A 25,798-nucleotide genomic window follows, 5' to 3' on the forward strand; every position below is an offset into this window, starting at 1 on the left:
AGTCAACAACACAGTCTTATGTCTACCCGTTATTGTAAGTGGGTGACTGTGTCCGGCGTTTCAGGGGGCTGCTCCAGCCGTACGGCGGGTCAAGGATGGCCAGGGAGTGGCCGTCGTGGCCCGCGAGCTGGGCATTTCTGAGCAGACGCTTCGCAACTGGGTGAAGGGTGAAGCGTCGGGCAAGCTCAACGGCGCCGGAGCGAAGCAGGTCACGCCGGAGCAGATGGAACTGTCGCGTCTGCGAGCGGAGAACAAGCGCCTGCAGATGGAGCTTGAGATCGCAAAAAAAGCGGCAGCATACTTCGCGAAGGACCTGCTGTGAGGTATGCCTGGATCGACCGGCAGGTCGGGCAATATCCGCTGTCGTCGTTGTGCCACGTGCTGTCGGTCAGCGTGAACGGTTATCGCGCGTGGAAGCGTGGCGGTAGACCGGGGCGAACGCGATTGACGGACACGCAATTGCTGACGCTGATCCGGAAGGTGCACGCCGAGGCCAAGGGCGCATACGGCTCGCCACGCATGACCAAGGAAATCCGTGATCGAGGCTTTCCAGTCAGCAAGGCGCGCGTGGAACGGCTGATGCGTGAGAACGGCATCCGGGCCCGGCACAAGCGCCGTTACCGAGCAACGACCGATTCGAAGCACAAGCTGCCGGTTGCGCCGAATCTGTTGAATCGGGAGTTCACGCCCGCCGAGCCGAGTCAGGTGTTCAGCTCGGACATCACGTACATCTGGACCGACGAGGGTTGGCTGTACCTGGCCGTGGTGCTCGACCTGTTTAACCGGGAGGTGGTTGGCTGGTCGATCAAGCCGCGCATGACGGCGGATCTCGTAACGGACGCGCTGACGATGGCTTGGTTCCGCCGCCGACCCGCGCTGGGCGCACTGTGCCAATCGGATCGGGGCAGTCAATACGCGAGTCACGAGTTCCAACGCAAACTGGCCGCCTACGGCATGCGCTGCTCGATGAGCCGCAAGGGAAATTGTTGGGACAACGCCCCGACGGAAAGCTTCTTTAACAGCTTGAAGAACGAACGGGTTCATGCCACGCGCTACCGGACGCATCAGGACGCGAAGGTCGATCTGTTCGAATACATCGAAGTGTTTTACAACCGCAGTCGTCGTCATTCGTCGCTCGGCTTTGTTTCTCCGGAGCGGTTCCTTCGGGACTGGATCAAAGCTCAGCAGACCAAGGACGCCGCGGCATAACTCGGGACCGTTGGAAGGCGAAATACCGAGGGAACCTCAAAGCCTATCGATCCCCAACTGCGCTGACCAATACGGAACGAGCGTTGCGTGGATAGACCCCGTCACAGGATCTTCGGGAAAACCGGCGCCGGGCGCGAAATAACGGGACACGAAATGAGCCTTTGCATTCTCGGCCTCCCGTCCCGTAATGACAAGCCCGACCGGGCCAAGCCGGGAAATTGCGAGTAAATTTGGAACAAATGTGCGAACAGCATCAGCGCTGCCGAGGTCCACGAAAAAATTCTCGAAATTCCGAAAAATTCGAACGGGAGGGACGTCGAAAATGTCGGCAATTTCCTCTGGAAGCGCAGTCAACATTTCCGGTGAGAATCGTGGAATGTCTAGCCGGTATCCTACCGGACTTTTTGATACCTTCAACTCACCGACACGGGTATGAAAGATGACTGGAGCGCTCTCTTTCATTGTGGTCAATAATACGTGTGCTGTTGCAAGAGTGGCATGTCCACAAAAGTCGACTTCGTGCGCCGGAGCAAACCAGCGCAAGTCCCACGCCCCATCGAGCCGTGCCTTGACAAAAGCAGTTTCAGCTAGATTGTTCTCTGCGGCGATCGACCGCATGATCTCGTTCGGAAGCCAGTCATCGACCACGAGGACGGCGACGGGGTTTCCTGTGAAGAGTCGATCGGTGAATGCATCAACCTGATACATGCGCATGGTATGGGGTGGGCGACCGCTTACAAGCATTTGAAGAAAATGAGTGGAGATGCATGACGCGTGCGGAGTAGCCCCACTGCGGAGCGGCGCTATTCTCGCGTCGCTCCGCAGCGTGGGAGATCGGTTCACGCGACGGTGGTGTCGGTTCTGGCGATCGAAGAGGCAATTAGTTAACTTTCTTGCGCAGGAAGTCGGACACGCGCGCGAGCCCTTGCTCCAAGACAGTCTGATTATTGGCGTAGCCGATCCGCACATAACCCTCCATATCGAACGCACTGCCTGGCGTAAACATTACACCCGTTGCGTCGAGCAGCTCGGTACAAAATTCACGGGATGGCATGTCGACTGCGAATTTGAGCAGTGCAGTCGTTCCGGACTTCGGCTTGATCCACGAAACCAGCGGCTCACGTTTGACCCACGCTTCTACAATGGCGAGGTTGGTACGTACGATGTCGAGATTGCGCTTCAGGATAGCGTCTCGATGCTCGAGCGCAAGCGTCGCGAAGTAGTCGTCGATCATGCCGACGCTGATCGTGTTGTAATCGCGATGAACGGCGACCGCGTGAATTAGCTCCTCTGGACCGGCGATCCAGCCCAAGCGCAGTCCAGCGAGTGAGTAAGTCTTCGACATGCTCGCCGTACTGATGCCTCGCTCGTAAAGATCGGCGATCGACGGGCTATAGCCGCTGCCGACCTGATCGGTTCCTCGATAGACTTCGTCGCATAGCAAGTACGCACCGCAGCGGCGTGCGATTTCGATGATCTTGCCGAGGAACGCTTCGTCCATCAGCGAGCCGGTCGGATTATTCGGGTTGTTGATCGCGATGAGACGCGTCTTGTCATCGACGAGCGACTCGAGTTCCTTGAGATCTGGCAGGAATGCGTTTTCCTCGCGAAGCTTCAGAATCTTCACGTTTGCTCCGTAGCTTTCCGGAATCGAATAGTGCTGCTGGTAGGTCGGCAGCACGGAAATCACGGTATCATTCGGTTCGACCAGTGTTTCGTAGATGAGGGCGTTACCGCCGATCGCGCCGTGAGTTACGATCACGTTCGATGGCGACTGACGCGAGTAAGTGGCGGCAATGGCTTCGCGCAGCCGTTGCGTGCCTTCGATCGCACCGTATGTCAGTTTCATCGGCCGCAACTCGTCGAGCACGGATGCTTGACGGCCAGTTATCGTGAGCAGTTCATCGACTGTCAGAGATTCGACGCAAGTCTCTGCGAGGTTATACGTGGCATGGTCCTCGTATTGATCCATCCAGCGCTCGACGACAAATTCCTTGATCTTCATGTCTGTACCTTCGGTGAGGGTTGAGCGGCCACACTCCGGCCGCATGCAGGGTAAATCGATGCTTGCGTAGACTTCGTCGTGACGCTCACTTGGTGATGCGGTCGCGGTTGAAGTATTGAATTGAAAGCTTGCTCAGTGTCCTATCTGCCTTCAGTTGCGCCAAGGCGTTGGAAACGCGGTTTCGTAAAGCTGCGTCTTGCTTTCTGAATGCCCAGCCAACGCCCTTTCCGACGGTCACCGGATCCGGGAGCGGTGCGCCGACAATCGCAAAGTCGCGCCCCTGTGGCTTATCGAGGAAACCGTCCCGTGCTGTCATACTCCTGAACGGAACCATCAAGGCGGCCTGCGGCTAGGTCGGCATAGACCTGATTTTGGTCCGAATACTCGACGATCTCGACGCCGTACGACTTCCAGTTGCGCTGGACGACGTCATCTTGAACCGCCCCTTGAAGTATGCCAATGCGCTTACCCCTCAGTGCGTAATGGGTGGGAAGGAGTCCAGAGTTCTTGCGTGCGATGAGGACCATCGGAACGACATAGATTGCGGGAGTGAAGTCGACAATTTGCTCCCGCTTGCCGGTGATGTTCATGGCCGAATTGACCAGATCAAACTTCCGGGCTTGCAGAGCCGGTAGCAGACCGTCAAAGACATTTTCCACCCAGACGCATTTGACCTGCATTTTCACGCTGACTGCATTGCCGGTGTCGATATCAAAACCCTGTAGCTGCCCGGCAGCCGTTTTGCTTTCGAACGGAGGGTAAGCGGCGTCGATGCCAATTCTGAGCATTGCACTATTGCCTGCGAATACATGTCCAACCGCTCCCACGGAAAGAGCGATGGCACAAACTAGATGCTTCATTTTCATACCAGGTCCGATGATGAAGGAGAACGGGGCCGTATCCCGATACCGGTCTACAGGCGTACCTCGCGCCTCGAGCTGAGGTAGATGACTTATCCGATGGGGGCAACTTGGCTAAGTATCGCCTCTATAAAACAAAATGTCTATAGTAGACAGAAAATCTATGATAATGAGTGGAGAGGAGTGTCCCGAAATCAGCCGCTGGGTGCTGAATTGAACAATTTGCCGTTCGTGGTAGATGAGGCGCGGTTTTGCGCCGTACTGCAGACGCTGGATACGCGTGGCGCGCTCGCGCGGATGTTTCGTTCTCGGGCAAACGGTCGCGCCATGCCGCCGCCGCAGGGGCTGACGCTTTTTCCTGATAACGAAGGCGATTTCATTACGTACCTTGGCTGATGAGTAAGCATTTGGCGCGAATCTCCCCCCTCTGTGCCGACCCGTTCCGGCCCAATCGTTACCGCGTGGACCGCTCATGTCGATAAAGACTGGGCATCCTCTGATGCGGTGTGACTCGGGTTTGCTGACCGTTGAACGTACCGCTGGTGCGACGGCACTGGCGGTCGAACACCTTGCGCAGCCCGAATCGGACGGTTTTGCCTTGATCGGGAACGGCGCATTGGGCTTCGCCCATCTGCGTCATCTCGCCAGCGGGCGCGCATGGAAGACCGTTCGGGTGTATTCGCCGGAGTTCTCCGCTGACGAAGTCAGGCGCGATTTGGTGAAATCGATCGATCCGCGAGTCGTCGTTATAGATAAGCTCAATGCATGCGCGACGCGGACGTTGCGTCGCTCTGCACGTCGTCCGGCAAGCCAATACTGACTGAGGGCATGCTGACGCGCCCAGAATACGCACGTCTGGAAGACAACTGCTGAAGCTCTGGACGACTACCTGAAATCTGTTCAAAAATTTTTTGTTGCGACGACCGGTGGAATCTGCCAACGGGGGACTACGTCGAAGTGACCGGGCTGGAGTGGATCGTCTGGTACAGCAATCATCCGCTGATGAAGCCGCTCGGCTATATCCTACTGCTGAACTAATGCTGGTAACTCATAAATTCCGCTGACTTGCCTGCATTAAAAAGCAAGCAGCTTCCACGATTCCCTTGTCGTTCATGACCGTCCATAAGAAAAACATCAAAGTGGCTATACAGGATCATTCGGAAAAAAAATAATATTAGATCCTCTTTGAGTGTACAGATACGCGGAGCGGACATGCAGTTGAAAGCCATTGGAGACCGTTTTCGGGAGCACCTGATGTGCCTCGGGCAAATTGACGAAGCGGGAAATGAGGAAGCGCGCCGACTTGCGTTGTCTGGTCTGGACAAGGAGGGGCGCACGCTGGTGATGGGCTGGATGCGCGATACCGGCACGATCGACAGGCTCGACCAGATGGGCGACATCTCCGGGGGGGCGGCTGGCCGGAACGACAGCCTACCGCCAATCATTACGTGCAGCCATATCGATACTCAGCCTTCAGGTGGCAAGTTCGATGGCTGCTGCGGGGTGATGGCAGGCCTTGAGGTCGTTCAGTCGCTGGTCGATGCCGGTGTCAAGACCGAAGCTCCGTTTGAGGTTGCGATCTGGGCTAGCGGGAAGGCCGCCCGCTTCGTCCCGGCGATGATACGCTCGGCTGTGTTCTGCGGTGACATTCCGCTCGAACATGCATGGTCCGCGAAGGACGCTCGCGGTATCACCGTCAAGGGAGAACTGGACCGTTTTCGCGACGTATGTGACCAACAGATCGGCCAGCGTCACGTCGGCGCCTACCTGGAGGCGCACGTCGAGCAAGTGCCGGTGCTGGATAGAGAGGACATCGTGATTGGCGTTGTCACCGGTGTGGTATTCGTAACGGCCGCAGGAGGTGCGGCATGACCGACAACGAGTCCCAACTGACCGAAAAGGTGAAGGAAGACCTTTGTGCCGCCGTCGATGCCGGTTTTGATGCCCAGGTGGAGTTGCTGGCGAACCTGGTGAAGATCCCGTCCCAGCGTGGTGAAGAGTGTCGGGCCCAGGCCTTTATGGCGGACGTTTATCGACAGCGTGGCTATGACGTGGACTCCTGGACGATCGATGTCGACGAGATTCGCGAGCTGCCGGGCTTCTCGCCGGTTGCCGTGTCCTATGACGAGGCGATCAATGTGGTCGGCGCGCATCGGAGCCGCGCGGGCACGGGGCGTTCGCTGATCATGAATGGTCACATCGACGTCGTGCCGGTGGGGCCGGAGAACCGCTGGACAAAAGACCCGTACGGTGCCGAGATCGTGAATGGCTGGATGTACGGACGTGGCGCCGGAGACATGAAGGCTGGGTTGCTGGCCTGTGTCGCTGCCATGGATGCCTTGAGCCGCATCGGCTTGCAACCGGCAGCGGATGTGTACCTGCAATCCGTAGTGGAGGAAGAGTGTACCGGTAACGGCGCATTGGCTTGCCTTGCCCGAGGATATCGTGCGGACGCCGCCTTTATTCCAGAGCCGCTTGACCCCAAACTTTTGCGGGCTCAGGTCGGTCCGATCTGGTTCCAGGTGCAGGTCGAGGGCGATCCACAGCACGCTTCGGCGGCTTTCTCCGGTGGCGGCGCCAACGCGATTGAGAAAGCGATGTATCTGATCGGATGCCTGAAGACGCTGGAAACGCACTGGAATGACTGCAAGGTGCACCACAAGCACTTTTGCAACCATCCGCACCCCATCCGCTTCAACTTGGGCAAGATCGCCGGTGGCGATTGGCCGTCCAGTGTGCCGGCCTGGTGCAATTTTGACATGCGCGTGGCCGTCTACCCTGGACAAGGCTTGGCCGACAAGCGCGCCGAGATCGAAGCCTTCATCGCGGAGGCCGCGGCAGCGGATGAATTCCTACGGGATCACCCGCCGCGCGTCATCTATCACGGCTTCATGGCAGACGGTTATGCACTGGAAAACGCCGAAGAGGTTGAGGCGGTGTTGCGCCACGCGCATGAGTCGGTATTTCATGAACCGTTGCTCGAACATGCGACGTCCGCCGCGACCGATGCACGGTTCTTCGGACTGTATGCCGACACACCGGCCATCGTCTACGGACCTCGTTGCCGCATGCCGCACGGCTATGATGAATCCGTCGATCTGGCGTCTCTCAAACAGGTAACGAAGACGCTCGCGCTTTTCATCGCAGGTTGGTGTGGTCTCGAGGAAAAACAGCAATGAATAACGAGAACCTCGCATTCCTGGCAGATGAAGTACTCAATACGCGAGTTGAAAAATGGAGCCTTGAACAGGTCCAGGCGCTTGCCTTCGACGTATTCGGCGTTGCCGGTGAGATTACGCCATTGACGGGCGAGCGGGACCAGAATTTCCAACTGAAAACTGGCGACGGCGTCGACTATCTGCTCAAGGTGACCCATCCGGCAGAAGCGCGTGAAGTCACGATGTTTCAGACGAAAGTGCAGGAGCGCCTGATGGCAGCCACAAACGCGCTACCGGTGCCGCACATCGTTCGTACCAAGGACGGACAACCGATCTATTGGCATAAGGATTCAACCGGTGCAACTCATGCCGTCCGGCTCATGACGTTCCTGCCGGGCGTGCCGCTCTACAAGGTGGATCGCAGTTCCGCCCAACGCTTTGCGCTCGGCCGCGCCTTGGCTCAGTTCGACATGGCGTTGACGGGTTTCGACATTGTGCAGCCTTATAAGACGTTCCTGTGGGACACACAGCGGGCCGATCAACTCCGTGGACTGCTGTCGTTCATCGAAGACGAAACGCACCGTGAGCTCGCGAGGCGTCTGATGGATCGCTTCGAGCACGAGGTCAGGCCGCAGCTAGCAAGCCTGCGGCGGCAGGTGATTCACAATGACTTGAATGCCTACAACGTCATGGTTGACTCGACGTGCCACAACAAGGTCACCGGCATCCTGGACTTCGGCGACATCGTTATTGGCCCATTGGTATTCGACGTGGGCGTCGCGGCGGCTTATCAACTGGCCCCGACCGGCAATCCGCTGGTCACTGCATCCGAGTTCGTTGCCGGATACCACGCGACCAACCCGCTGACCGACGAGGAGATCTGCCTGCTGCCGGACCTGATCGCGACGCGATTGCTGACGACCGTAGCGATCACCGGGTGGCGTGCAACGCTGCATCCGGAAAACCGCGAATACATCCTGCGCAACAACCCTCTGTCGTGGGATGGACTGCTGCGTATGTCGACGATTTCGAGAAATGAGACTGTCGGCACGATCCGTCGTGCCATTGCAACGCTTGAGGAGTGGAAGAATGTCTATGGATAAAGCGATGCTCAATGCGTTCGACCCGAGCAAGATCGAGGGCCTGGACGCCAATGAGAAGAAGATGATCGAGCGTCGCTGCAAAGTGCTCGGCCCGTCGTACCGCCTGTTCTACGAGCGCCCTGTGCAGTTCGTCCGCGGAAAGGGAGTACGCCTCTACGACAAGGCCGGTAACGAGTATCTGGACGCGTACAACAACGTCGCATCGGTCGGGCATGCCCACCCCCGCGTGGTTGCCGCCATCGCAGAGCAGGCCGCGACGCTGAACACACATACCCGCTATCTGCACGACGGCATTCTCAACTATGCAGATCGTCTGTTGGCAACCTTTCCGGCCGAGCTGTCGCAGGTGATGTTCACTTGTACAGGCAGTGAGGCAAATGATCTTGCGTTGCGCGTTGCTCGCCGTCACACTGGCGGCTCAGGGATCATCGTCACCAAGCTGGCATATCACGGCGTTACGGCATCTGTTTCGGCAGTCTCTCCATCACTTGGCGCCGCCGTACCGTTAGGCATCGACGTCCGTACCGTCTTGGCGCCCGATGCCTACCGAGAGCCGAATGACGACTTGGCGACAACGCTGGCTGAGCGCGTTCAGGCAGGAGTGGACGATCTGAAGCGTCACGGCATCAAGCCGGCTGCGTTGCTGGTGGACACGATCTTCTCCAGCGACGGCGTGTTCAGCCACCCCATTGGCATGCTGTCGAAAGCGGTCGAGGTCATTCGCAAGGCCGGCGGTGTATTCATCGCGGACGAGGTGCAAGCAGGCTTCGGTCGCACGGGCTCTGCCATGTGGGGTTTCCAGCGTCACTCGGTGGTGCCAGATATCGTCACGATGGGTAAGCCAATGGGCAATGGTCACCCGATCGCTGCAATGGTCGCCAAGCCTGAAGTGATCAAGGTGTTTGGCGAGGAAGCCCGATACTTCAACACCTTTGGCGGCAATCCGGTGTCGTGTGCGGCCGCGATGGCCACGCTCGATGTACTTCAAACCGAGGGGTTGCTAGAGAACGCTGAGAGGGCGGGCGAGTGCTTGCGCGCCGGATTCCGTGAGCTCGCGCAACAGTACGACATCATTGGTGATGTACGCGGTGATGGCCTGTTCATTGGCGTCGAGCTGGTGAAGGATCGCACCACGAAGGCATCGGCGCGCGAAGAAACGACCTGGTTCGTCAACGCTATGCGCGAGGAGCGAGTGCTGATCAGCGCGACCGGCCTGCATGGTAACGTATTGAAGATTCGCCCGCCGCTGGCTTTTACGCCGGCCGATGCTGACATTCTGCTCGATGCGGCGGCCCGGGTACTGGCACGCCGCTGATCCACGGTGAAGCCGCCCACCTAGCGGTGCGGCGGCTTTGAAGCAATTTCGATGGCCTGAGCAAGCTTTTTCACGCCGGGGCCAATCGCTTCCATCGACACGCCGCCGAAACCGAGCACGATGGCGTTTCGGTAAGATGAGGAGGCGTCAGAGACGAGCCGCGGTTTGCCGAGAATCAGCCCCAGACGAGTGGCTTCATCTCGCAAACGCTGAATTTGGACTTCTTTGCCGAGGCGTCCAAATACGTGCAGACCCGATTTAGCACTGGAAAGCGTCAGTGTATCGCCAATTTCTTGCTCGATGGCGTCGCGCATCAGCCGTTGCCGTGCCGCATATTCCACCCGCATGCGGCGAATGTGTTGCGACAGATGGCCTTCGGAAATGAGATCTGCAAGTGCCGCTTGGGTGTGAAGTTGCCCTGGTCGGTATATCTCGACGCAAGCAGCAGAGAAGCTAGGCGCGAGATGCTGCGGCACGACCATGTAGCTCATGCGCATGCCCGGGAAAGTGGCCTTGCTGAACGTTCCCAGGTAGATGACGTGGCCATCCGTATCGAGCCCCTGCAGGGAAGGCAACGGCGCACCGTCATAGCGAAACTCGCTGTCGTAATCGTCCTCCAGAATCCAGAGTCCCAACTTGCGAGCGCGCTCGAGCAGTTCCAGGCGCCGGCTCAAAGGCATGACGACCCCCGTCGGATATTGATGCGACGGACTCACCGCGGCCAGTCGGGTGCGTTTGGATAGCTTGCTGGCGCGCAGGCTGGCGCCTTGCTCGTCAAGGACGAGCGGATCCACATGCAATCCGGCTGCCGTGAGCACCGACGGAAACGCCCAGTGGCAAGGGTTCTCGACCAGCGCGCGATCTCCAACGTCTGCCAGTAGGCGTGCGCACAGGTCAATCGATTGGTGCGTTCCCGACGTAATGATGACCTGACCGGGTTCGCAGACGACCGATCGTGAAATGCCCAGATAGTTGGCAATGGCCTCGCGCAACGGCAGATAGCCAGCCCCCTCCATCGCGTACCCGGATAGCGGCAAATTGGCGCGTGCAATATGCCGCGTCAGCAGCCGCTTCCAGATATGAAAGGGAAACATCGTTGCGTCAGCGACTCCCGGCACGAATGCGCCGGCGTGGTACGGAATGCCGCCAGGACCTTTGGCCAACTTCTCGCCACGCCGAGATAGCGAGGTCCATGGCCTCGCAGGAGCAGCCTGATCGGGAGCCGCTCGGGGCATCGCGCCCGTCTGGGCGACAAACGTACCGCTACCACTTGTTGCCGTCAGATACGACTCAGTGACAAGCCGATCGTAGGCGAGCGAAACGGTGATTCGCGAGATGCCTAATTCCAAAGCGAGCTGACGAGACGACGGGATCTTTTGGCCAGGAACGAGCGTGTGATCGAGCACGGCACGACGCACGATTTCGTAGATTTGACGCTGTAGTGAGTGGACAGATTCGCGCGAAAGCACACTCGACAGCAAGTCAGAGAGCAGCACCTCTTTCATGGGGAAGTGGACTTAAAACTGGTATTTTGGTGGCTATATAAGTTATAGCCATCCACTGCTATCGTCAACGCTAGAAATGGTCACGTTGCTTACGCTTGTGAACTTTTCAATAGTGCTGGCACCCAGGAGACCAGTTGCAGACCAACTGATCTGACTGGTTAGAAATCAGGGGCGTTAATGAACAAGACAGAGCATCAACCCTTCCGAGCGGCACTTGCTGCATTCTTCGGAACAATGATCGAGTGGTACGACTTTTACTGTTACGGCACCGCCGCCACCCTTGTATTTGGCGATGTGTTTTTTGCAACCGGCGATCCATTGATGGGGACGCTTGCGTCACTAGGAACCTTCGCTGTCGGGTTTGTCGCACGGCCGTTCGGCGCGCTGATCTTCGGTCACCTGGGTGACAAAATCGGGCGAAAGCGAAGTCTAATCATCACCCTGGTGCTGATGGGTACCGCGACGACGCTCATTGGGCTGATCCCGAGCTATCACTCCATTGGTATTAGTGCCGCCGCCATTCTGGTGCTTCTGCGCCTGGTACAGGGCATCGCCGTCGGCGGTGAGTGGGGCGGGGCGGTACTGATCGCCAGCGAGCATGCGCCGGAGAAGTGGCGCACGATCATCGCTTCTGCACCTCAGTATGGAAGCCCGGTTGGCCTGATTCTGGCGACGCTGATCTTCCGAGTAGTGTCGGGATTGCCGCAATCGGATTACCAATCGTGGGGTTGGCGCATTCCGTTCCTGATCAGCGGCGCTCTGGTGATCGTTGCATTCATCATTCGTCGCAACGTCAATGAGAGCCCTGAGCTTGAGCGTCGCAAGGCCGAAGGCAAGATCAGCGATGTTGCCCCGGTGCGCTTGGTGTTTCGCAATCACAAGAAAGCACTGTTCCTGGGTATCGCGTTCTGCATGCTTGGTATCTCTGGCTTCTATTTCGTCACGACGCTAATGATTACGTTCACGACGACCTATCTGAAAGTCTCCAAACCGGACATTCTGGACATCATTGCCTGGACGGGCGTGGTCGAGCTCGTGAGCTTTCCGATTGGCTCCTACATTGCTCATCGGATCGGCGAGCGCAAGTTTCTGATGTTCATCACGGGCGCCGCGACGCTGTGGGCGTTGCCGATGATGCAACTCGTCAGCACTGGCAACGTCGGCAACATCTCTATCGCAATTCTGATTGCGACAGCATTCATCGGCGGATACTACGCCGTGCTGTCGGCCTATCTGCCGCGGGTGTTTCCGGTCGAGATGCGCTACACGGGCATTTCCCTGAGCTTCCAGCTCTGCGGTGCGGTCTTCGGTGGTACGACGCCGCTGATTGGCCTGTGGGTTGCCAAATCGTTCGGCGCGCAATGGCTGCCGCTGGGCCTCATGTTCCTGGTCATCACCGGTGCAACGTTCCTGGCCGCCGTTTTTTTGCCCAACAAGGAAAGTGTGCGTTCGGGCGAGGTGGAGGCGCGGTCGCTGCATTCCGTGTAATGCAAGTCGAGGGCTCGGCCCGCTCACGCGTGTCGGGCCAGTTTCATTTTGTATTGAGATCAATAGCGTTCAGGAAGACACATGGCATTTGATAAAGAGAAGCTGCAGGTACTTCGCGAGAAGTTTGGTGGAGACAACGAGAGCGTCATCTATGACGAGCATTTTCGAGCAGTAGCAGCCACTGTCATCGACGAGCACGGTACCCGCGATGCTCCGTGGGCAGGCATCCCGACGTTCCTGGATACGCCATATCGCCAGATGGACTGGGACACACCGGACCTGACTGAGCTCGACGTTGCATTGCTCGGCGTGCCGATGGACCTGGGCGTCAGCAATCGCAACGGCGCAAAGTTTGGCCCGCGCGCGCTTCGCATCATTGAGCGCATCGGACCGTATAACCATGTGCTGAAGTCGCTGCCGACCAAGAGCATGCGTGTGGAGGACGTGGGCGATGTTCCTTTCCGTTCGCGCTTCGACCTGGCGACATGTCACGATGATATCGAGCGTACGATTGCCAGCATCATCGCTGCTGGCGTGATTCCGGTGTCCATTGGCGGCGATCACTCTGTTACGCTGCCGATCCTGCGTGCCATCGCCAGAAATGGACCGGTGGGGCTGGTGCACGTGGATGCGCACTGCGACACTGGCGGTCCGTTCGACGGATGCAAGTTCCACCACGGTGGCCCGTTTAGGCACACAGTACTGGAAGGGCTGGTCGATCCGGAGCGCACGGTGCAGATCGGCATTCGCGGTTCCGCCGAATACCACTGGGAGTTCTCGTACGCGTCGGGCATGACGGTCATCCACGCCGAGGACATCGATCGGCTCGGGGTTGACGGCGTCATTGCCAAGGCCCGCGAAGTTGTGGGTGACCTGCCGGTTTACGTCACGTACGACATCGACAGTCTGGATCCCGCGTTCGCACCGGGGACCGGCACGCCGGAAGTCGGTGGGATGACGGTGCGGGAAGCGCAGTCGATTCTGCGCGGTCTCGCGGGAATCAACATCGTCGGTGGTGACGTTGTCGAGGTCGCGCCGCAATATGACGCGACAACTAACACCGCACACGCGGGTGCCCAGATTCTGTTCGAGATTCTCAGTCTCGTGCATGCGAAAGCGCAGGGATAAATCAACCGCTTGATGGGGGCTATCCGGTCACGCCGCTCGCGGCGTGACATTTCCTTGAACGGTATTCTGTGAGGCCCCCATCCGTAAGATTTTGTCACCGCGACTTCGATTCACGAGTGGACAATTGACTCGCTTTTGCCAAAGGAGGATGCCAGACAAACCTTGCCTTTGTGTGGCGGCCGGCTCAGTCGACCGCACACGAACTCCTGCGCATTGCAGGCACTGCATATCAATGCGAATGCACTGCGCGGCCCTCCCGTGAAATCTCACCTCTGAGCCTCGTTGCGTCAGAGTGGGTTCAATCCTTTGCCGCTTGTTCGCTCAATCTGCATCATGATGCCACGCAAACGCACATCGCATGTAAGCACTCAATCAGCACCGTAGCGTAGGTCGTCGACGACGGGGAGTCGCGATACTATCGGATGGGCGCGACATGAGCAGTAGACGGCAGCGACAGAGCCACGTTCCACGGCAGCAGTTCGTCGATGCTGTTGATCGGATGGTCAGCAATGCGCTCGAGCACGTAGGCGAGATACGCCTCGGGATCGAGGCCATTCAGGCGTGCCGTGCCGATCAGGCTATACATCGCGGCGGGACGTTCGCCACCGGAGTCGGCGCCGGCGAACAAGTAGTTGCGCCTCCCGATCGCGACGCCACGCAGCGCCCGCTCGGCGATCAGGTTGTCGATCTCCACCTGCCCGTCGCTGCAGTAATAGACCAGTGCCGACCAGCGATTCATCGCATACCGAAGTGCCTTGGTCGTGTCGGATTTCGCAGAGAGCGTGGCGAGCGTCGCTTCGAACCAGAGCTTCATGTCGTCGAGCAACGGCACCGCTTGTGCCTGACGTACTCTGCGTCGTTCATCGGGCGGTTTGCCGCGGATCTGCTCTTCGGTCTTGTAGAGCGCGCCGATCCTGTGCAGTGCCTCTTCGGTTACGGCATTGGGACGCACCGCATGCAGGTCGTGGATTTTCCGGCGAGCGTGGGCCATACATGCAGCTTCCTGGACGCGACTGTCGAGATACAGCTCGGCGTAACCAGCGAACGCGTCGGCCTGCAGCACGCCAGCGAAGTGCGCGAGATGCTGCTGGGGATGTTCACCACGTCGATCCGGCGTGTAGGTGAACCAGACCGCCGCGGGCTCCTCGGAAGCGCTTGACCGGTCATCGCGCTGGCGACCATCGCCTTCAGCGCTTCAATGTCGTCGGGGAGATCGGTGGGAGCAGCGGACATGCGGTGAGCTTACACGACGCCACCGACAAGCTCTCCACGCGTAATGAACGTTTACAATGCGCTTCGCGGGCGTACCGCATCGATCGGCTGCCGCCAATCGAAACCTTCGAGCAAGAGCGCGAGCTGAGCGGTCGTCAGCGCAACAACACCGGCATCGGCGCGCGGCCACGCGAAACGTCCTTTCTCGAGGCGCTTCGAGAGCAGGCACAGGCCACCGTCGCACCACCACAAGCACTTCAGCAAGTCGCCGCGCTTACCCCGGAACACGAACACGTGCCCGCTGTAGGGATCCTTCTCCAGCACGGTTTGTACCTTCGCGGCCAACGAGTTGAAGCCGGAACGCATGTCCGTGACGCCCGCCGCGATCCAGATTCGCGTGTTCGGCGGGATCACTTCAGACAGTCTCGCAAATACTGTTCGGCGAACTCCTGCGACACACCGCGGATACGGATACGTCGTTTGCCGACCTCGATCTCGATTTCACAGCCTGGCGGCATCGCCGGGCTCGCCGACACGTCCGGCGTTTGCGGCAGAGCGCGATGTGGGATGTCCTTCGCAGGCAGATCGACCACATCAACCGGTAGCAGCGCGATGTTTGGTACCGACGATGCAGGTTGCGTATCGAGTAAGCTTCTTCGCCACTGCGCGACCATATTGGCGTTCAAGCCGTGCGCACGCGCTACCTCGGCAATCGAGCGGTTCGGATCGTTCGCTTCGGCAGCAACCGCTTCCCGAAACTCCTTCGTGTAGTTCCTCGATCCGGGTCGTCTTCCATGCACCACTGGCTTCATCAATCTGATTCCCATTACATCTGATGGGAATCAGATTGCCGGTGCCGTGCCCTCATGAACAGACGGTACGTGTCGAGCGCTTACCATCGCATCGTAGGACTTCAGCGCTCAAAATATTGCTCGCGAGCAAAACGACTCGGCAACGCTAGGGATCATATGTAGCTGCCGCTCCTCCGCTGGGAGGACTGGCTCCCGCCGGATCGGCCTCCATCATGAAGCGTACGTTGACGCCGCAATCCAGGAGCACAACGTTTCAAACTCATGAGGCGATCGGATGAAATACGAACGGATGATTCTTGAGGAGCAATCTCCGGGAGAGCTGGGCTACGACAAGGTCAAATACAACCTCTCCGAGAGCTACATCGCAGACAGACGTTCCAGCGATTTCGACGTCAAGCTCGACGATCTCGTCTTGTTGTACGGTGAGCGCCGCGGCGGCCACGCCCGGCGCTCCATCGGCGAATACATCGATCTGTACAACCGGAATCGGCCCCATTCGAGCCTGAAGGATCAGACGCCGGACGAGGCATACTTCGCGACGCTGCCTGCGATCAAATCGGCAGCATGATTGCCTCGGACGTTCCACTGATATGACTTTCCGTGTCAAGTACGCTCGGTTTTCAAGCTCTTTCAATAGGTTTCCGAATTTCCTGAGGGCGACGTAGCAGTAATGCTCGACGGTGGATCACACTGACATACGCGGGTTGGTTACCGCATTACAGAGTTCCGTCTCATGAGCCTGCCGCTTTCTTAAAACGCAAGTCGGGGACTGCCCGTTGCGAAGTGGAAACGCGGATTGCTCGAATACCGGGCTACGCCGCCTTCAGGAAACTTCCTGCACGATCAGTTCATCGCTTATCCATATCACGTCATGCGGACTGCACGCCATGCGGTAATGCAAGCGCCATCGCGAGTCGGGCGATGTCCCAGATGAAACCGGCCAATTCGCGAGCAACGGCAACAACCGCGATGTTGGCATTCTTGCCGCGGGCCACGAGCTTGCGATATCTCCGACACAGCCGCAACTGTGCATCCCACGCCCGTTCGATAATCTCTTTGGGGAGCCCTTCGTGACGCCGCTGAATCTCCGGCGCGACGCGTGCCATGTGCCGGTAGCTCCAGGCAGCTTCCACCAGCAGCTTGCGGGCATAACTGTTGCCAGTCTTGGTGATGCTGCCCTGACGCCGCTTACTGCCCGACGAATGCTCCGAGGGTGTCACACCAAGCCACGCCATGAGTTGACGTGGATGCGTGAAGCGCGACAGGTCTCCCAATTCTGAAACCATGCCGACCGCCGTAACAAACTGCACTCCGCGCATCGCCTGCAGAGCCAGCACCACTGGGTAAAAGCGCCAGCTGACGACTGCATCGCGCAACGCCGTCTCCAGTCGTCCACACTGCACGAGCCGATCCTCGATCGTGCGTTTATGCTCTTCAAATGCAAGTTGTTGCCATGCGTTAGCGAACGAATACTCGCAAAGCCAGCGCCGGTGCGATTCACTCCAGTTCGCGCGGCCCGTATAACCTACGCCGTGTGCAAGTAGAAACGACTTCAGGCGCTGCCGGGCTTGCCGCAAATCCTCTTTGACTGCTGCCCATGCTCGAGCCAGATCCCGAAAGGCTTCGTCTTCGACATCTGGCACGTACACGGCCGACAGGTCGCCCGCGCGAAGAGAGCGCACGAGCTTCGCGGCGTCGCGTCGGTCCGTCTTGACTCGCTCGCCGGGCTTCTTGGGAATCAGCGATGGCGCACAGACCATACTTTCGAACCCGCGCTGCACCAGCTGCCGATATAGCCCGTAGCCGCACGGACCAGCCTCATAAACCACACGCACGTGCGACGCCTTTGATTGCAGCCGCTTGCACAGCCGATCGATCTCCGTTTGGGTTGTGCCGATCTTGCCAAGCGATTCGACTTCGCCTGCGTCGATTGCATACGCGACCGTAATCGATTCTTTATGCACATCCAACCCAACGTACACCGTGCTATCGTCCTTCATGCTGGCCTCCGTGGTGGAAATCGCCGGGTGTGGTCCTGTCCACACCGTGCGGCTCTGGCAGCGATGCTAACCCGCGTTTGCTTCCCCACGCCAGGCCAGCCCCCGCCTCACGGAAAGTCATACTGCCTTAAAAATCTCAGAATACTGTCCGAACGAGCAGAGCCACCTCTGTCGGGGCCGATCTCGTGTTTCAAGGACGGCGAGCGGACGAGCAGCGTGGCTTGCATGCGTGGCTGTTACAGCTCAATCCGAGGGGGACATGGGAGCAGCGGGTCCGGCTCGGCGGTCGGTCGTCCGAACTCAATTCCGCACCGTTGGTATTCGACGAGATCGGCGCAGGCGAAGGTTTCACATTGACAGCCCGCCTATGAGCGAGTTCGACGAAGTGATTTCGCCCAGCCACCCGCTGGCGGCGCGCGGGTGGCGACAGTCGCAAGACTCGCGTCAACGAGCACCTGAACGGTGGATTCAGAACGACAAAGTCAACAGATCGAACAGCTTTCTGTCTTTCTCGGCCGCTGAGCGAGAACGCTGTCTTATGACATCGCGCAGGCAATCCACGAAGCACTTCGAAGCTGACTTACGTATCGCGTTGCGTCGAGTGATGATGTTGAGGTGATTCGCATCGAAGCGTTCCGCCAACGGCAATGCCTGAAGACTGCTGCCGATCGGTTCGATGACGAGATAGGGTTGTGGGCAGTAACCGAGCATGTTGCCATGCTCTACCAGTTCAAACATCAATGAGCTCGAGTGGGCGCAATGAATGTGTTCGGACTCGATCGTCGCGCCGTGGCGCCAGAAAAGATTGCGCATCATCGACGAATAGGTGGCTGGCGTGTAATTGACCACCCAGTTCTGATCGAGAAGTTGGTGAATCGACGTCCTGTCCGCACAGGGATGGCCATGTCGTGCAATGACGCACGAATGGTAGTCAAGCAACGGCTCGCACTCGAACTCCTGAACCGACATAGTTGCGGAAAGCGGCCCGACCATAACGTCGATGATGCCGTCGCGCAGCCTGGGTAATGCGACGGCCGTCAGACTTTCGAAAATCTCCAACTGTACACCGGGCGTGCGCTCTCTGAAGCGTAATACCAATTCCGCCAAGAAGGTCGGGATGATCCATGGAGCGACACTGACCACCAGACGCCCGGAAACGTCACCGCGCAATTCCGCAAGTTCGGCGTCGACCTGTTCGAACTGCCCGAGAATCAACCGCGCGTGTCGCAGGATTTTGTGACCTGCCTCGGTGAACTCGACACCACTCGCCGTGCGTTGCAGAAGGGTCAATTGCTGCTGGCTTTCCAACTCTCTCAAGGCCTTGCTGACAGCGGTCTGCGACAACCGGGTCAGGCGCGCTGCGCCGCGGATACTTCCGGTATCGGCGACTGCGACCAGTGCCTGTAACTGATGAAGCTTCATGGGACGCCAAAAAGGTTATGAGGGAAAACTATAGGTTGTCACGTCAACCCGATTGAGACTGTACGCTACTGTTTCGTCTACTTATGATTTTTTTCAAGCCCGTGTTCAGAAAATTGAACCTGAGACTTAGCCGCCGGAGCGGCGGATCACATGGCAGGCCACAGATCGCTACCGGCTCGACAATAAATCGGAGGAAATGGTAATGCAAATGCTGTCGACGCCACGTCCGGCGATGATAAAGCGAGTGATCCTGGCATCGGTAATTGGGAACGCATTCGAATGGTTCGATTTCGTGATTTACGGCGTGTTTGCCACGACCATCGCACGTCTGTACTTTCCCACGGCCAACACGCTCGCTTCTTTATCGCTGATGCTTGCCACGTTTGGAGTGGGTTTCCTAGTCAGACCATTGGGCGGTGTCGTGCTGGGCGTGTATGGAGATCGTGTTGGCAGGCGCAAGGCACTGTCGCTCACCATCAGTCTGATGGCGCTGGGAACCGGCATGATTGGACTGATGCCGACTTATGCCGCTATTGGCATAGGTGCGCCGATTCTGATTATGGTGGCGCGGATAATTCAGGGGATCTCCGCGGGCGCCGAGTTTAGCGTCGCCACGACGATGCTGGTGGAGTTTGCGCCGGCGAACCGCCGCGGCTTCTTCGGCAGTTTCCAGATGTGTGCGCAGGCGCTGGCAACTTCGTGCGGTGCTGCGGTTGCCTGGTTGCTGTCCGCGCATCTGGATGGCGCGCAGTTCGAAGCGTGGGGCTGGCGTTTGCCGTTCCTGTTCGGCATGCTGGTCGGGCCAGTGGGGTGGCTGATCCGCTCGACGGTCGACGAGTCGCCTGAGTTCCTCGCACACGTCCGCGCCACTGCCCGCGACGGTAGACCGGTCCGCCACATGTCGCTGAAACACCTGATTGCGAATCACAAGCGTTCCGTCCTCTCCGGTATCGGATTTTGCGTGGTGGGTACAGTTTCTGCGTTCGTCTTCAATTTTTTCGTGCCAATCTTTGCGAAACAACAGCTCGGCATTTCCGCGGCTAACGCTAGCTACAGTACGTTTATCAGCACGGCAATCGTGGTGGTTCTCTGTCCACTGACCGGACATCTGTCCGACAGGGTCGGGCGCGTGGCAGTACTTCAGATAGGGGTGGTGGGCTACGGCCTAACCGCTTGGTTCCTGTTCCATCGATTCGTTGCCGCTCCATCTTTTCAAACCTTGCTGGAACTGCAAATCGGAGTAGCGATTTTCATGGGTTTTATTTGGGGGCCCGCGCCGATTGTCTTGGCCGAGATTTTTCCGGTAGAAGTCAGGGCGACTGGCACGGCACTCGTCTACAACGTTTCCGTCATGATCTTTGGAGGTGCCGCGCCCTTCATCAATACGTGGCTGGTGAACGCGACGGGAAGCAATCTGGCACCGATCTACTACGTCACGCTCAGCGCAGTGATCGGATTTTTCGGGGTTTGCCTGCTACCAAAACGCGTCGGCACAGGTACTGTTGCACGCACTGTCTGACAACGGATCTTTAAGAGCGTTAATGGAATAAATGAACTAACAATCTGATTTGCATAATTAGTAATGCGGTAAATAATTGCAATTATGTATTCAAAGTAAAGATATGGAGGAGATGTGAGGAATAAGATTTTGTTTGGAATTTTAATGCAAGCTATTTGTGCATGCTCGTTTGCCCAGTCTTCCATGACGATTTACGGAAGTCTCGACGGCGGTCTGACCTATGTCAACAACATGGGTGGACATTCAAACGTGATGCTCCAAGACGGAATCAGCAAAAACAACGCCGTCGGTTTTGCGGGTGTTGATTACCTCGGAGGTGGTCTATCCGCACTATTCAAACTAGAAAACGGTTATTCTGTTGGTACCGGCGCTCTCGGACAGGGTGGGCTTCTGTTCGGCAAGCAGGCTTATCTGGGCCTTCGCCGCGACGATGTTGGCCAAGTGACACTAGGGCGGCAATATGACTTCACGATCCTTCTGGATCGTTATATGTCGTGCTTCAACTGCGGGATATACAGCGTCGAGAACTCCGATATCGATCGTGTGGCCGGAGAGCGCCTGAATAACTCAGTGCAATTCCAGAGCGCGAATCTCAAGGGGTTCACATACGGCGCGATGTATGCATTCGGTCAGAATGCCGCCGCGTTGACGACTAATGCCGGTCGAGCGTACAGCGCCAATCTGACATATACGAATGGCCAGTTCTCTGTGGTCGCAGTTCTGACGGATATCAACGGCGCACCGATGCGGGCAGGCAGTCTGGGGGCACCTACCGTCCTAGGTGTCAAGGTGAAGAGCGGTTCGACACTGACACTTGACAATCAGCGTATCGCTGCCGTTGGAGCGTACTACCAGCTTGGCGCGTGGACTCCCTCGCTGGTCTATTCGAATACGCGTCTGAAACTCGGCTCGGTGACTTCGACCGACCAAATCCTGCGTTTCGGCACGACCTATCAGATGTCGCCGTTCATCCAGCTGGACGCCCAGTTATCGGCCGACCGGTTCGAACAATCGCACTGGTACACGGTCAATTGTGCCGTCGACTACTTCCTGTCGAAACGAACGGATGTCTATATCGAACTCGCTGGCCAGCGAGCGACGGGAGCGGGAGCCGTCGCGTCGATCTTCCTGACGGCGTCGTCGTCGACCAGTAACCAGTTTCTGGCTCGGGTCGGCATGAAACATCTTTTCTAACGTATTGCCATTGGCGGCAATTCCTTTGCGACCGCGTTCGATTGCTGAGGAGAGGTGGTTTGCGCGTAGATTTCATTCTGTGAGGAAATTTGATGGCTACCGTGCAGTATCCGGCAATAACGAAGCCGGGCTCAAGAAAATACGGAAACGATACGTTGACCGTTACCGTCCGCGACATCGAGGTGAAGCGATGAGCGGCCCACTTGCTATTGCCAGACAGAGCATCGATGAAATTATCGCCATTCGTCATGATATTCATGCTCATCCAGAACTCGGTTTCGAGGAGACGCGCACGGCGGCGCTAATCGCAGGGAAGCTGAGGAAATGGGGCGTCGAAGTTACGGAGGGAATCGCGGGAACCGGCGTGGTCGGAACCATTCGTGGTCGGCGAGCCGGCACGCGCTCCATCGGATTGCGAGCCGACATGGATGCATTGGCCGTGTGCGAAGCAAATACGTTTGCTCACGCGTCCACGAGGCATGGTGTGATGCACGCTTGCGGACACGACGGACATTCCGCCATGCTGCTCGGCGCCGCCCAAGTACTGGCGGCCAATCCCGACTTTGCAGGCACGGTCAATCTGATTTTTCAACCGGCGGAAGAAGGGCGCGGCGGTGCCCTTGCGATGATCGAGAGTGGCCTGTTTGAGCGCTTCCCATGTGATCGTATTTTCGGAATGCACACCTACCCGGGTCTACCGGTAGGTACGTTCGGCATCCGCAAACACGAAATGATGGCGGCATCGGGCCGCTTCGAGGTGCGCTTCACTGGCTCGGGCGGGCACGGCGGTGCAAGTCCGCATACGTCTGTCGATCTGGGAATCGTAGCCGCTCATTTCCTGTTCGGTCTGCAGACCCTTGTTGCCCGTAACGTGCCTCCGCTGGAGCTGGCAATAATTAGTGTCGGAAACATTACGGCGGGGGATCCGAACGCGTTGAACGTGATTCCCCCGGAATTGCGGATCGGTGGAACGATGCGTGCATTTACGCGCGGCGTTCAGCGGTTGCTCGAGACACGTATCGCTGAGCTTGCCGAGTCCTTTGCGCAGTCCGAGGGCGCCAAAGCGGCTACAAAATGCTGGTGGCTATCCGAACCCCTTATCAACGATCCGGATGCTACCGACAACGTGATCGCCGCTGCGGTCGACCTCGTGGGTGCGAAATCAGTGAACGGTGATCTGCCGCGCGTTACCGCTGGAGAGGACTTTGCATCGATGCTGCGCATGCGGCCAGGTGCTTATATTTTGCTCGGCAACGGCCGGCATGGCGGTGACGGCGGCGGCAATGTTCATACGCCTCATTACGATTTTAATGACGAGGCTCTCCCGTTCGGCATTGGTTACTGGCTGTCCGTGGTCAATGTTGAGCTTGATGGAAGGCTGGGAACCGTATGAGCGAGATTGTCGATTTACGCAGTGATACCGTAACGCGGCCTACGCCCGACATGTACGACGCTATGATGCGTGCTCCTGTTGGCGACGATACCTACCGCGAGGATCCGACGGTCAACGTGCTTCAGGAGCGTGTCGCCGCCATGCTGGGTTTCGAGGAGGCGATGTTTGTGCCGACAGGCACGCAAAGCAACCTGTGCGCGATTCTTGCACACTGCGGACGGGGCGACGAGTACATCGTCGGACACAACGCCCACTGCTATCGGTGGGAGGGAGGAGGCGCCGCCGTATTCGGCGGCGTGCAGCCCCAGCCGATCGAACATGCGCCGGACGGGACGCTCCCGCTTGAGAAGATCGCCGGGGAGATCAAGCCCGCCAACGAGCACTTCGCCACGACCCGGCTGCTGACGTTGGAGAACACTCTGGGTGGTCGGGTAATGCCACGGGACTATGTGAACGCGGCAGTAAGTCTTGCCGCGGCATATGGTCTCGCCACTCATCTCGACGGCGCGCGCCTTTTCAATGCCGCAATTGCGCAGACGACGGCGACTGGGGTCTCGCCGGCCATCGAAGCATATAGGATCGCCGGACGTTTCGATTCGGTTTCCGTATGTTTCAGCAAAGGGCTGGGCGCGCCGGCGGGGAGCATGCTATGCGGTAGCGCCGAGTTTATCGGCCGGGCTAGGCGCATTCGCAAAATCGCGGGAGGGGCGATGCGTCAGGCTGGTGTGCTCGCGGCAGCGGCCCTCTACGCGCTCGATCACAACATCGAACGGCTCGCTGAGGATCATCGGCGAGCGAAGTTACTCGCAACCGGACTTTCCGCCGTCGCCGAGATTCAGGTTGATGCGACGGAAACCAATGTCGTATTTCTCGAATTGAGTGAGGGCGCACGTGGCCGCCTCGACGAGTTGGTAAATTATCTCAGGCATCGCGGGATTCTAGTTGCCAGTCACTATCGGCTGCGGCTCGTCACACATATGGATGTCGACGACAAAGGTGTATGGCGCGCGGTCGCTGCGATTCGCGAATTTTTTGAGCGATAGGGTGCCGCGTGACATAGCATCGCTGCATGGCGTTGATTCGTCCAACGATGTCATTTCCAACTGGAAGCGAATCGATGCGTGTGCATTGGACGTTGCGACGCCGCAAAATGAATCCGGTTGCCAATTCGATGAACGGGTTGGCAGCATGACTCATTGGCGTGTCACGTGAGCCGGCGCGCGGAGATATCAGATGACAGCCGACCTGCTTCAGTGCATCGCACCTTGTCTTGCCCGGTAGATTTGTGGGTCCTGATGGATTCCTAGGCTGTCGCTCGGGCACCAGCGGTCATCACCCGTTCATCCTAGCTGACGGTGGTCAGATCGAAGCCTTGCTCAATTCGGAGCATCGTCCAGTCGGAAGCGTTGTTGTGGGTGCTTGCGGCCGGTGGGATTCGTGCGATGGCCTCGACGACAGGTGAGTCGACATCGTCGGACGTTACGTGAGCGGCTTGTGCCTTGGGTAGCGGCTTCGCCTTGGTTGGGAGTGGGCAGAAACGGCTCGATCGGTGCCCAAAGTTCGTCGTCAGGTATCGGTTTAGCGATACCTTTTCGTCGAAGAAACAACGAGAAGGTACAGCATTCATTGGAGTAAACAGCCCCGTTGTTGATTTGGTTGCAGTTTCTAAGCTGGCTTCCCTGCCGAAGGGGGCGCAGATCACAACCTTGTCGGCGTGGTCGAGCACTGTCAGGTTCGCCACGTCTTCTCGATGATTTATTCCTTCTCACTGTTAAGTGGTGTCGTCAATAACTTCTCGATGAACGTACGTCGGTCGTCCTTCTGCTTGGCAGACCCTTGCTGAGAAAGCAATGATTCTGACAATTCGTAGCTGTATAGTACAAATGCTCGCGATTTTGCTTCGACCGCGCTGAAGCCGAGTGCCCGGAAGCATTCGGCAATGTAGCTCAGCCGCTTTGCGTCGACTTCGTTCAATATGTTTCGAGCAGATTCGTCGCGGCGGGACCAGGCACGAATTGCCAGCTCTGTCGCTGCGGCTTGCTTTGCCGATTCGCCCCTGAACGGCAACGAGATGAGGTCGTGTATCAGCTCACGCGCCGACAGTCCTCGGCTCTCGAACCGAAAGATGATCTGCTCGGTGGCCACATCCCGCCATGCCGTAAGCATGCGCTGTAGCAGGTCGTCCCTGTCCTTGAAGTGCCAGTAGAAGCTGCCTTTTGTGACGCCCATTTCCTTGGCCAACACTTCCACGCGCACGGCGTCAATGCATCGGCTTTCCAAAACCCGCTGCGCTGCACGAATCCAGTCGTCCGGTCCAAATTGTCCCCGACCGCTCTTATTGCCTGTTCTTGATGCCATGGCCACTCCGGAAAACGATCATTTTACAGGCATCGCTAACGCGTCTTGCGTGTCGCGTTGCAGTTAAGGCATCAGGTCATGCCGCGTTAACCCCGAGAAGCATCTCGTTGACTGAGC

24 protein-coding genes and 2 pseudogenes are annotated in these 25,798 nt (G+C 58.0%); 15 read left to right on the forward strand and 11 right to left on the reverse strand.

Annotated elements, in window-relative coordinates; all coding sequences use genetic code 11:
- Positions 1-46 precede the first annotated feature (46 nt).
- Positions 47-1,209 (forward strand): IS3 family transposase gene (locus DIE11_RS34435; protein WP_409364597.1). Its coding sequence is split into 2 segments (ribosomal slippage): positions 47-290 and positions 290-1,209, totalling 1,164 coding nucleotides; the frame shifts between segments, so codons are not numbered across the junction.
- Positions 1,210-1,245: 36 nt separating this feature from the next.
- Here DIE11_RS34435 and DIE11_RS34440 read toward each other — a convergent pair.
- The 3 genes and pseudogenes from DIE11_RS34440 to DIE11_RS34450 all read right to left on the reverse strand — a co-directional run bounded on the left by DIE11_RS34440 (position 1,246) and on the right by DIE11_RS34450 (position 4,080).
- Complete coding sequence (locus DIE11_RS34440) at positions 1,246-1,917, reverse strand: PhzF family phenazine biosynthesis protein (RefSeq protein WP_221622482.1); 672 nt, start codon at positions 1,915-1,917, stop codon at positions 1,246-1,248.
- Between the two features lie 172 nt (positions 1,918-2,089).
- Complete coding sequence (locus DIE11_RS34445) at positions 2,090-3,214, reverse strand: aminotransferase (RefSeq protein WP_124489795.1); 1,125 nt, start codon at positions 3,212-3,214, stop codon at positions 2,090-2,092.
- 85 nt (positions 3,215-3,299) lie between these two features.
- A pseudogene (locus DIE11_RS34450) lies at positions 3,300-4,080 on the reverse strand (transporter substrate-binding domain-containing protein).
- Between the two features lie 81 nt (positions 4,081-4,161).
- Here DIE11_RS34450 and DIE11_RS34455 point away from each other — a divergent pair.
- From DIE11_RS34455 to DIE11_RS34480, 6 genes are all read left to right on the forward strand, one after another.
- On the forward strand, positions 4,162-4,470 hold the full coding sequence (locus DIE11_RS34455; RefSeq protein WP_124489796.1) for a hypothetical protein: 309 nt from the start codon (positions 4,162-4,164) through the stop codon (positions 4,468-4,470).
- Between the two features lie 76 nt (positions 4,471-4,546).
- Entirely contained in the window at positions 4,547-4,894 is a 348-nt protein-coding gene (locus DIE11_RS34460) for a hypothetical protein (RefSeq protein WP_124489797.1), read from the forward strand.
- Between the two features lie 392 nt (positions 4,895-5,286).
- Complete coding sequence (locus DIE11_RS34465) at positions 5,287-5,946, forward strand: M20/M25/M40 family metallo-hydrolase (protein WP_124489798.1); 660 nt, start codon at positions 5,287-5,289, stop codon at positions 5,944-5,946.
- Positions 5,943-7,253 (forward strand): ArgE/DapE family deacylase, encoded by a 1,311-nt coding sequence (locus DIE11_RS34470; protein ID WP_124489799.1) that lies wholly within the window; start codon positions 5,943-5,945, stop codon positions 7,251-7,253. Before DIE11_RS34465 ends, DIE11_RS34470 begins: the two co-directional genes overlap by 4 nt.
- Positions 7,250-8,335: a phosphotransferase gene (locus DIE11_RS34475; RefSeq protein ID WP_124489800.1), complete on the forward strand. Its 1,086-nt coding sequence runs from the start codon at positions 7,250-7,252 to the stop codon at positions 8,333-8,335. Before DIE11_RS34470 ends, DIE11_RS34475 begins: the two co-directional genes overlap by 4 nt.
- Complete coding sequence (locus tag DIE11_RS34480; protein WP_124489801.1) at positions 8,322-9,650, forward strand: aspartate aminotransferase family protein; 1,329 nt, start codon at positions 8,322-8,324, stop codon at positions 9,648-9,650. Before DIE11_RS34475 ends, DIE11_RS34480 begins: the two co-directional genes overlap by 14 nt.
- Positions 9,651-9,670: 20 nt before the next feature.
- On the opposite strand, the gene DIE11_RS34485 is transcribed toward DIE11_RS34480, so the two are convergent.
- The gene (locus DIE11_RS34485) at positions 9,671-11,155 is read right to left on the reverse strand and encodes a PLP-dependent aminotransferase family protein (RefSeq protein ID WP_124489802.1); all 1,485 of its coding nucleotides are present in this window, start codon (positions 11,153-11,155) and stop codon (positions 9,671-9,673) included.
- Positions 11,156-11,332: 177 nt separating this feature from the next.
- On the opposite strand from DIE11_RS34485, the gene DIE11_RS34490 reads away from it, so the two are divergent.
- Both DIE11_RS34490 and speB read left to right on the forward strand, forming a co-directional pair.
- Positions 11,333-12,643 (forward strand): MFS transporter, encoded by a 1,311-nt coding sequence (locus tag DIE11_RS34490; RefSeq protein ID WP_124489803.1) that lies wholly within the window; start codon positions 11,333-11,335, stop codon positions 12,641-12,643.
- 81 nt (positions 12,644-12,724) lie between these two features.
- Entirely contained in the window at positions 12,725-13,771 is a 1,047-nt protein-coding gene (gene speB, locus DIE11_RS34495; RefSeq protein ID WP_124489804.1) for an agmatinase, read from the forward strand.
- A gap of 415 nt (positions 13,772-14,186) precedes the next feature.
- On the opposite strand, the pseudogene tnpC reads toward speB, so the two are convergent.
- The 3 genes and pseudogenes from tnpC to tnpA form a co-directional block, all read right to left on the reverse strand.
- Positions 14,187-14,942: pseudogene (gene tnpC / locus DIE11_RS34500) on the reverse strand (IS66 family transposase); the annotation flags it as partial.
- 113 nt (positions 14,943-15,055) lie between these two features.
- A complete protein-coding gene (tnpB, locus tag DIE11_RS34505) occupies positions 15,056-15,397 on the reverse strand; it encodes an IS66 family insertion sequence element accessory protein TnpB (protein WP_036047966.1) in 342 nt (113 codons plus the stop codon).
- Positions 15,394-15,795: an IS66-like element accessory protein TnpA gene (gene tnpA, locus DIE11_RS34510; protein WP_185633865.1), complete on the reverse strand. Its 402-nt coding sequence runs from the start codon at positions 15,793-15,795 to the stop codon at positions 15,394-15,396. Before tnpA ends, tnpB begins: the two co-directional genes overlap by 4 nt.
- Positions 15,796-16,069: 274 nt before the next feature.
- Between tnpA and DIE11_RS34515 the strand changes: the two genes are divergently transcribed.
- Entirely contained in the window at positions 16,070-16,363 is a 294-nt protein-coding gene (locus tag DIE11_RS34515; protein WP_124489806.1) for an integrase core domain-containing protein, read from the forward strand.
- A 301-nt stretch (positions 16,364-16,664) separates the two neighbouring features.
- Here DIE11_RS34515 and DIE11_RS34520 read toward each other — a convergent pair whose 3' ends face one another.
- Positions 16,665-17,795: an IS110 family transposase gene (locus DIE11_RS34520; RefSeq protein ID WP_124489886.1), complete on the reverse strand. Its 1,131-nt coding sequence runs from the start codon at positions 17,793-17,795 to the stop codon at positions 16,665-16,667.
- Positions 17,796-17,980: 185 nt separating this feature from the next.
- Between DIE11_RS34520 and DIE11_RS37315 the strand changes: the two genes are divergently transcribed.
- Positions 17,981-18,166, forward strand: a complete 186-nt coding sequence (locus DIE11_RS37315; protein WP_260430318.1) for a DUF746 domain-containing protein — start codon at positions 17,981-17,983, stop codon at positions 18,164-18,166.
- A 97-nt stretch (positions 18,167-18,263) separates the two neighbouring features.
- On the opposite strand, the gene DIE11_RS34530 is transcribed toward DIE11_RS37315, so the two are convergent.
- Positions 18,264-19,217, reverse strand: a complete 954-nt coding sequence (locus tag DIE11_RS34530; RefSeq protein ID WP_124489760.1) for a LysR family transcriptional regulator — start codon at positions 19,215-19,217, stop codon at positions 18,264-18,266.
- Between the two features lie 202 nt (positions 19,218-19,419).
- Between DIE11_RS34530 and DIE11_RS34535 the strand changes: the two genes are divergently transcribed.
- The 4 genes from DIE11_RS34535 to ltaE all read left to right on the forward strand — a co-directional run bounded on the left by DIE11_RS34535 (position 19,420) and on the right by ltaE (position 24,366).
- Positions 19,420-20,736: an MFS transporter gene (locus DIE11_RS34535; protein ID WP_124489761.1), complete on the forward strand. Its 1,317-nt coding sequence runs from the start codon at positions 19,420-19,422 to the stop codon at positions 20,734-20,736.
- A 144-nt stretch (positions 20,737-20,880) separates the two neighbouring features.
- The gene (locus DIE11_RS34540) at positions 20,881-21,930 is read left to right on the forward strand and encodes a porin (protein ID WP_124489762.1); all 1,050 of its coding nucleotides are present in this window, start codon (positions 20,881-20,883) and stop codon (positions 21,928-21,930) included.
- Positions 21,931-22,120: 190 nt separating this feature from the next.
- Complete coding sequence (locus tag DIE11_RS34545) at positions 22,121-23,323, forward strand: amidohydrolase (protein WP_124489763.1); 1,203 nt, start codon at positions 22,121-22,123, stop codon at positions 23,321-23,323.
- The gene (gene ltaE, locus DIE11_RS34550; protein WP_124489764.1) at positions 23,320-24,366 is read left to right on the forward strand and encodes a low-specificity L-threonine aldolase; all 1,047 of its coding nucleotides are present in this window, start codon (positions 23,320-23,322) and stop codon (positions 24,364-24,366) included. The genes DIE11_RS34545 and ltaE overlap by 4 nt, the downstream gene beginning before the upstream one ends.
- Before the next feature lie 302 nt (positions 24,367-24,668).
- On the opposite strand, the gene DIE11_RS34555 is transcribed toward ltaE, so the two are convergent.
- Together DIE11_RS34555 and DIE11_RS34560 are read right to left on the reverse strand one after the other, a co-directional pair.
- A complete protein-coding gene (locus DIE11_RS34555; RefSeq protein WP_124489765.1) occupies positions 24,669-25,064 on the reverse strand; it encodes a hypothetical protein in 396 nt (131 codons plus the stop codon).
- A 14-nt stretch (positions 25,065-25,078) separates the two neighbouring features.
- Positions 25,079-25,681, reverse strand: coding sequence for a TetR/AcrR family transcriptional regulator (locus tag DIE11_RS34560; protein WP_124489766.1), 603 nt, complete (start codon positions 25,679-25,681; stop codon positions 25,079-25,081).
- Between the last annotated feature and the right edge of the window lie 117 nt (positions 25,682-25,798).

Origin of the sequence: Burkholderia sp. Bp9012, from assembly GCF_003853825.1 — a bacterium.
Classification (GTDB): domain Bacteria; phylum Pseudomonadota; class Gammaproteobacteria; order Burkholderiales; family Burkholderiaceae; genus Burkholderia; species Burkholderia diffusa.

Coding starts and splice junctions, on each gene's coding strand:
- DIE11_RS34440 (WP_221622482.1), bottom strand. CDS start 1,917: ATGTATCAGGTTGATGCATTCACCGATCGACTCTTCACAGGAAACCCC.
- DIE11_RS34445 (WP_124489795.1), bottom strand. CDS start 3,214: ATGAAGATCAAGGAATTTGTCGTCGAGCGCTGGATGGATCAATACGAG.
- DIE11_RS34455 (WP_124489796.1), top strand. CDS start 4,162: ATGACTTATCCGATGGGGGCAACTTGGCTAAGTATCGCCTCTATAAAA.
- DIE11_RS34460 (WP_124489797.1), top strand. CDS start 4,547: ATGTCGATAAAGACTGGGCATCCTCTGATGCGGTGTGACTCGGGTTTG.
- DIE11_RS34465 (WP_124489798.1), top strand. CDS start 5,287: ATGCAGTTGAAAGCCATTGGAGACCGTTTTCGGGAGCACCTGATGTGC.
- DIE11_RS34470 (WP_124489799.1), top strand. CDS start 5,943: ATGACCGACAACGAGTCCCAACTGACCGAAAAGGTGAAGGAAGACCTT.
- DIE11_RS34475 (WP_124489800.1), top strand. CDS start 7,250: ATGAATAACGAGAACCTCGCATTCCTGGCAGATGAAGTACTCAATACG.
- DIE11_RS34480 (WP_124489801.1), top strand. CDS start 8,322: ATGTCTATGGATAAAGCGATGCTCAATGCGTTCGACCCGAGCAAGATC.
- DIE11_RS34485 (WP_124489802.1), bottom strand. CDS start 11,155: ATGAAAGAGGTGCTGCTCTCTGACTTGCTGTCGAGTGTGCTTTCGCGC.
- DIE11_RS34490 (WP_124489803.1), top strand. CDS start 11,333: ATGAACAAGACAGAGCATCAACCCTTCCGAGCGGCACTTGCTGCATTC.
- speB (WP_124489804.1), top strand. CDS start 12,725: ATGGCATTTGATAAAGAGAAGCTGCAGGTACTTCGCGAGAAGTTTGGT.
- tnpA (WP_185633865.1), bottom strand. CDS start 15,795: ATGAAGCCAGTGGTGCATGGAAGACGACCCGGATCGAGGAACTACACG.
- DIE11_RS34515 (WP_124489806.1), top strand. CDS start 16,070: ATGAAATACGAACGGATGATTCTTGAGGAGCAATCTCCGGGAGAGCTG.
- DIE11_RS34520 (WP_124489886.1), bottom strand. CDS start 17,795: ATGAAGGACGATAGCACGGTGTACGTTGGGTTGGATGTGCATAAAGAA.
- DIE11_RS34530 (WP_124489760.1), bottom strand. CDS start 19,217: ATGAAGCTTCATCAGTTACAGGCACTGGTCGCAGTCGCCGATACCGGA.
- DIE11_RS34535 (WP_124489761.1), top strand. CDS start 19,420: ATGCAAATGCTGTCGACGCCACGTCCGGCGATGATAAAGCGAGTGATC.
- DIE11_RS34540 (WP_124489762.1), top strand. CDS start 20,881: ATGCAAGCTATTTGTGCATGCTCGTTTGCCCAGTCTTCCATGACGATT.
- DIE11_RS34545 (WP_124489763.1), top strand. CDS start 22,121: ATGAGCGGCCCACTTGCTATTGCCAGACAGAGCATCGATGAAATTATC.
- ltaE (WP_124489764.1), top strand. CDS start 23,320: ATGAGCGAGATTGTCGATTTACGCAGTGATACCGTAACGCGGCCTACG.
- DIE11_RS34560 (WP_124489766.1), bottom strand. CDS start 25,681: ATGGCATCAAGAACAGGCAATAAGAGCGGTCGGGGACAATTTGGACCG.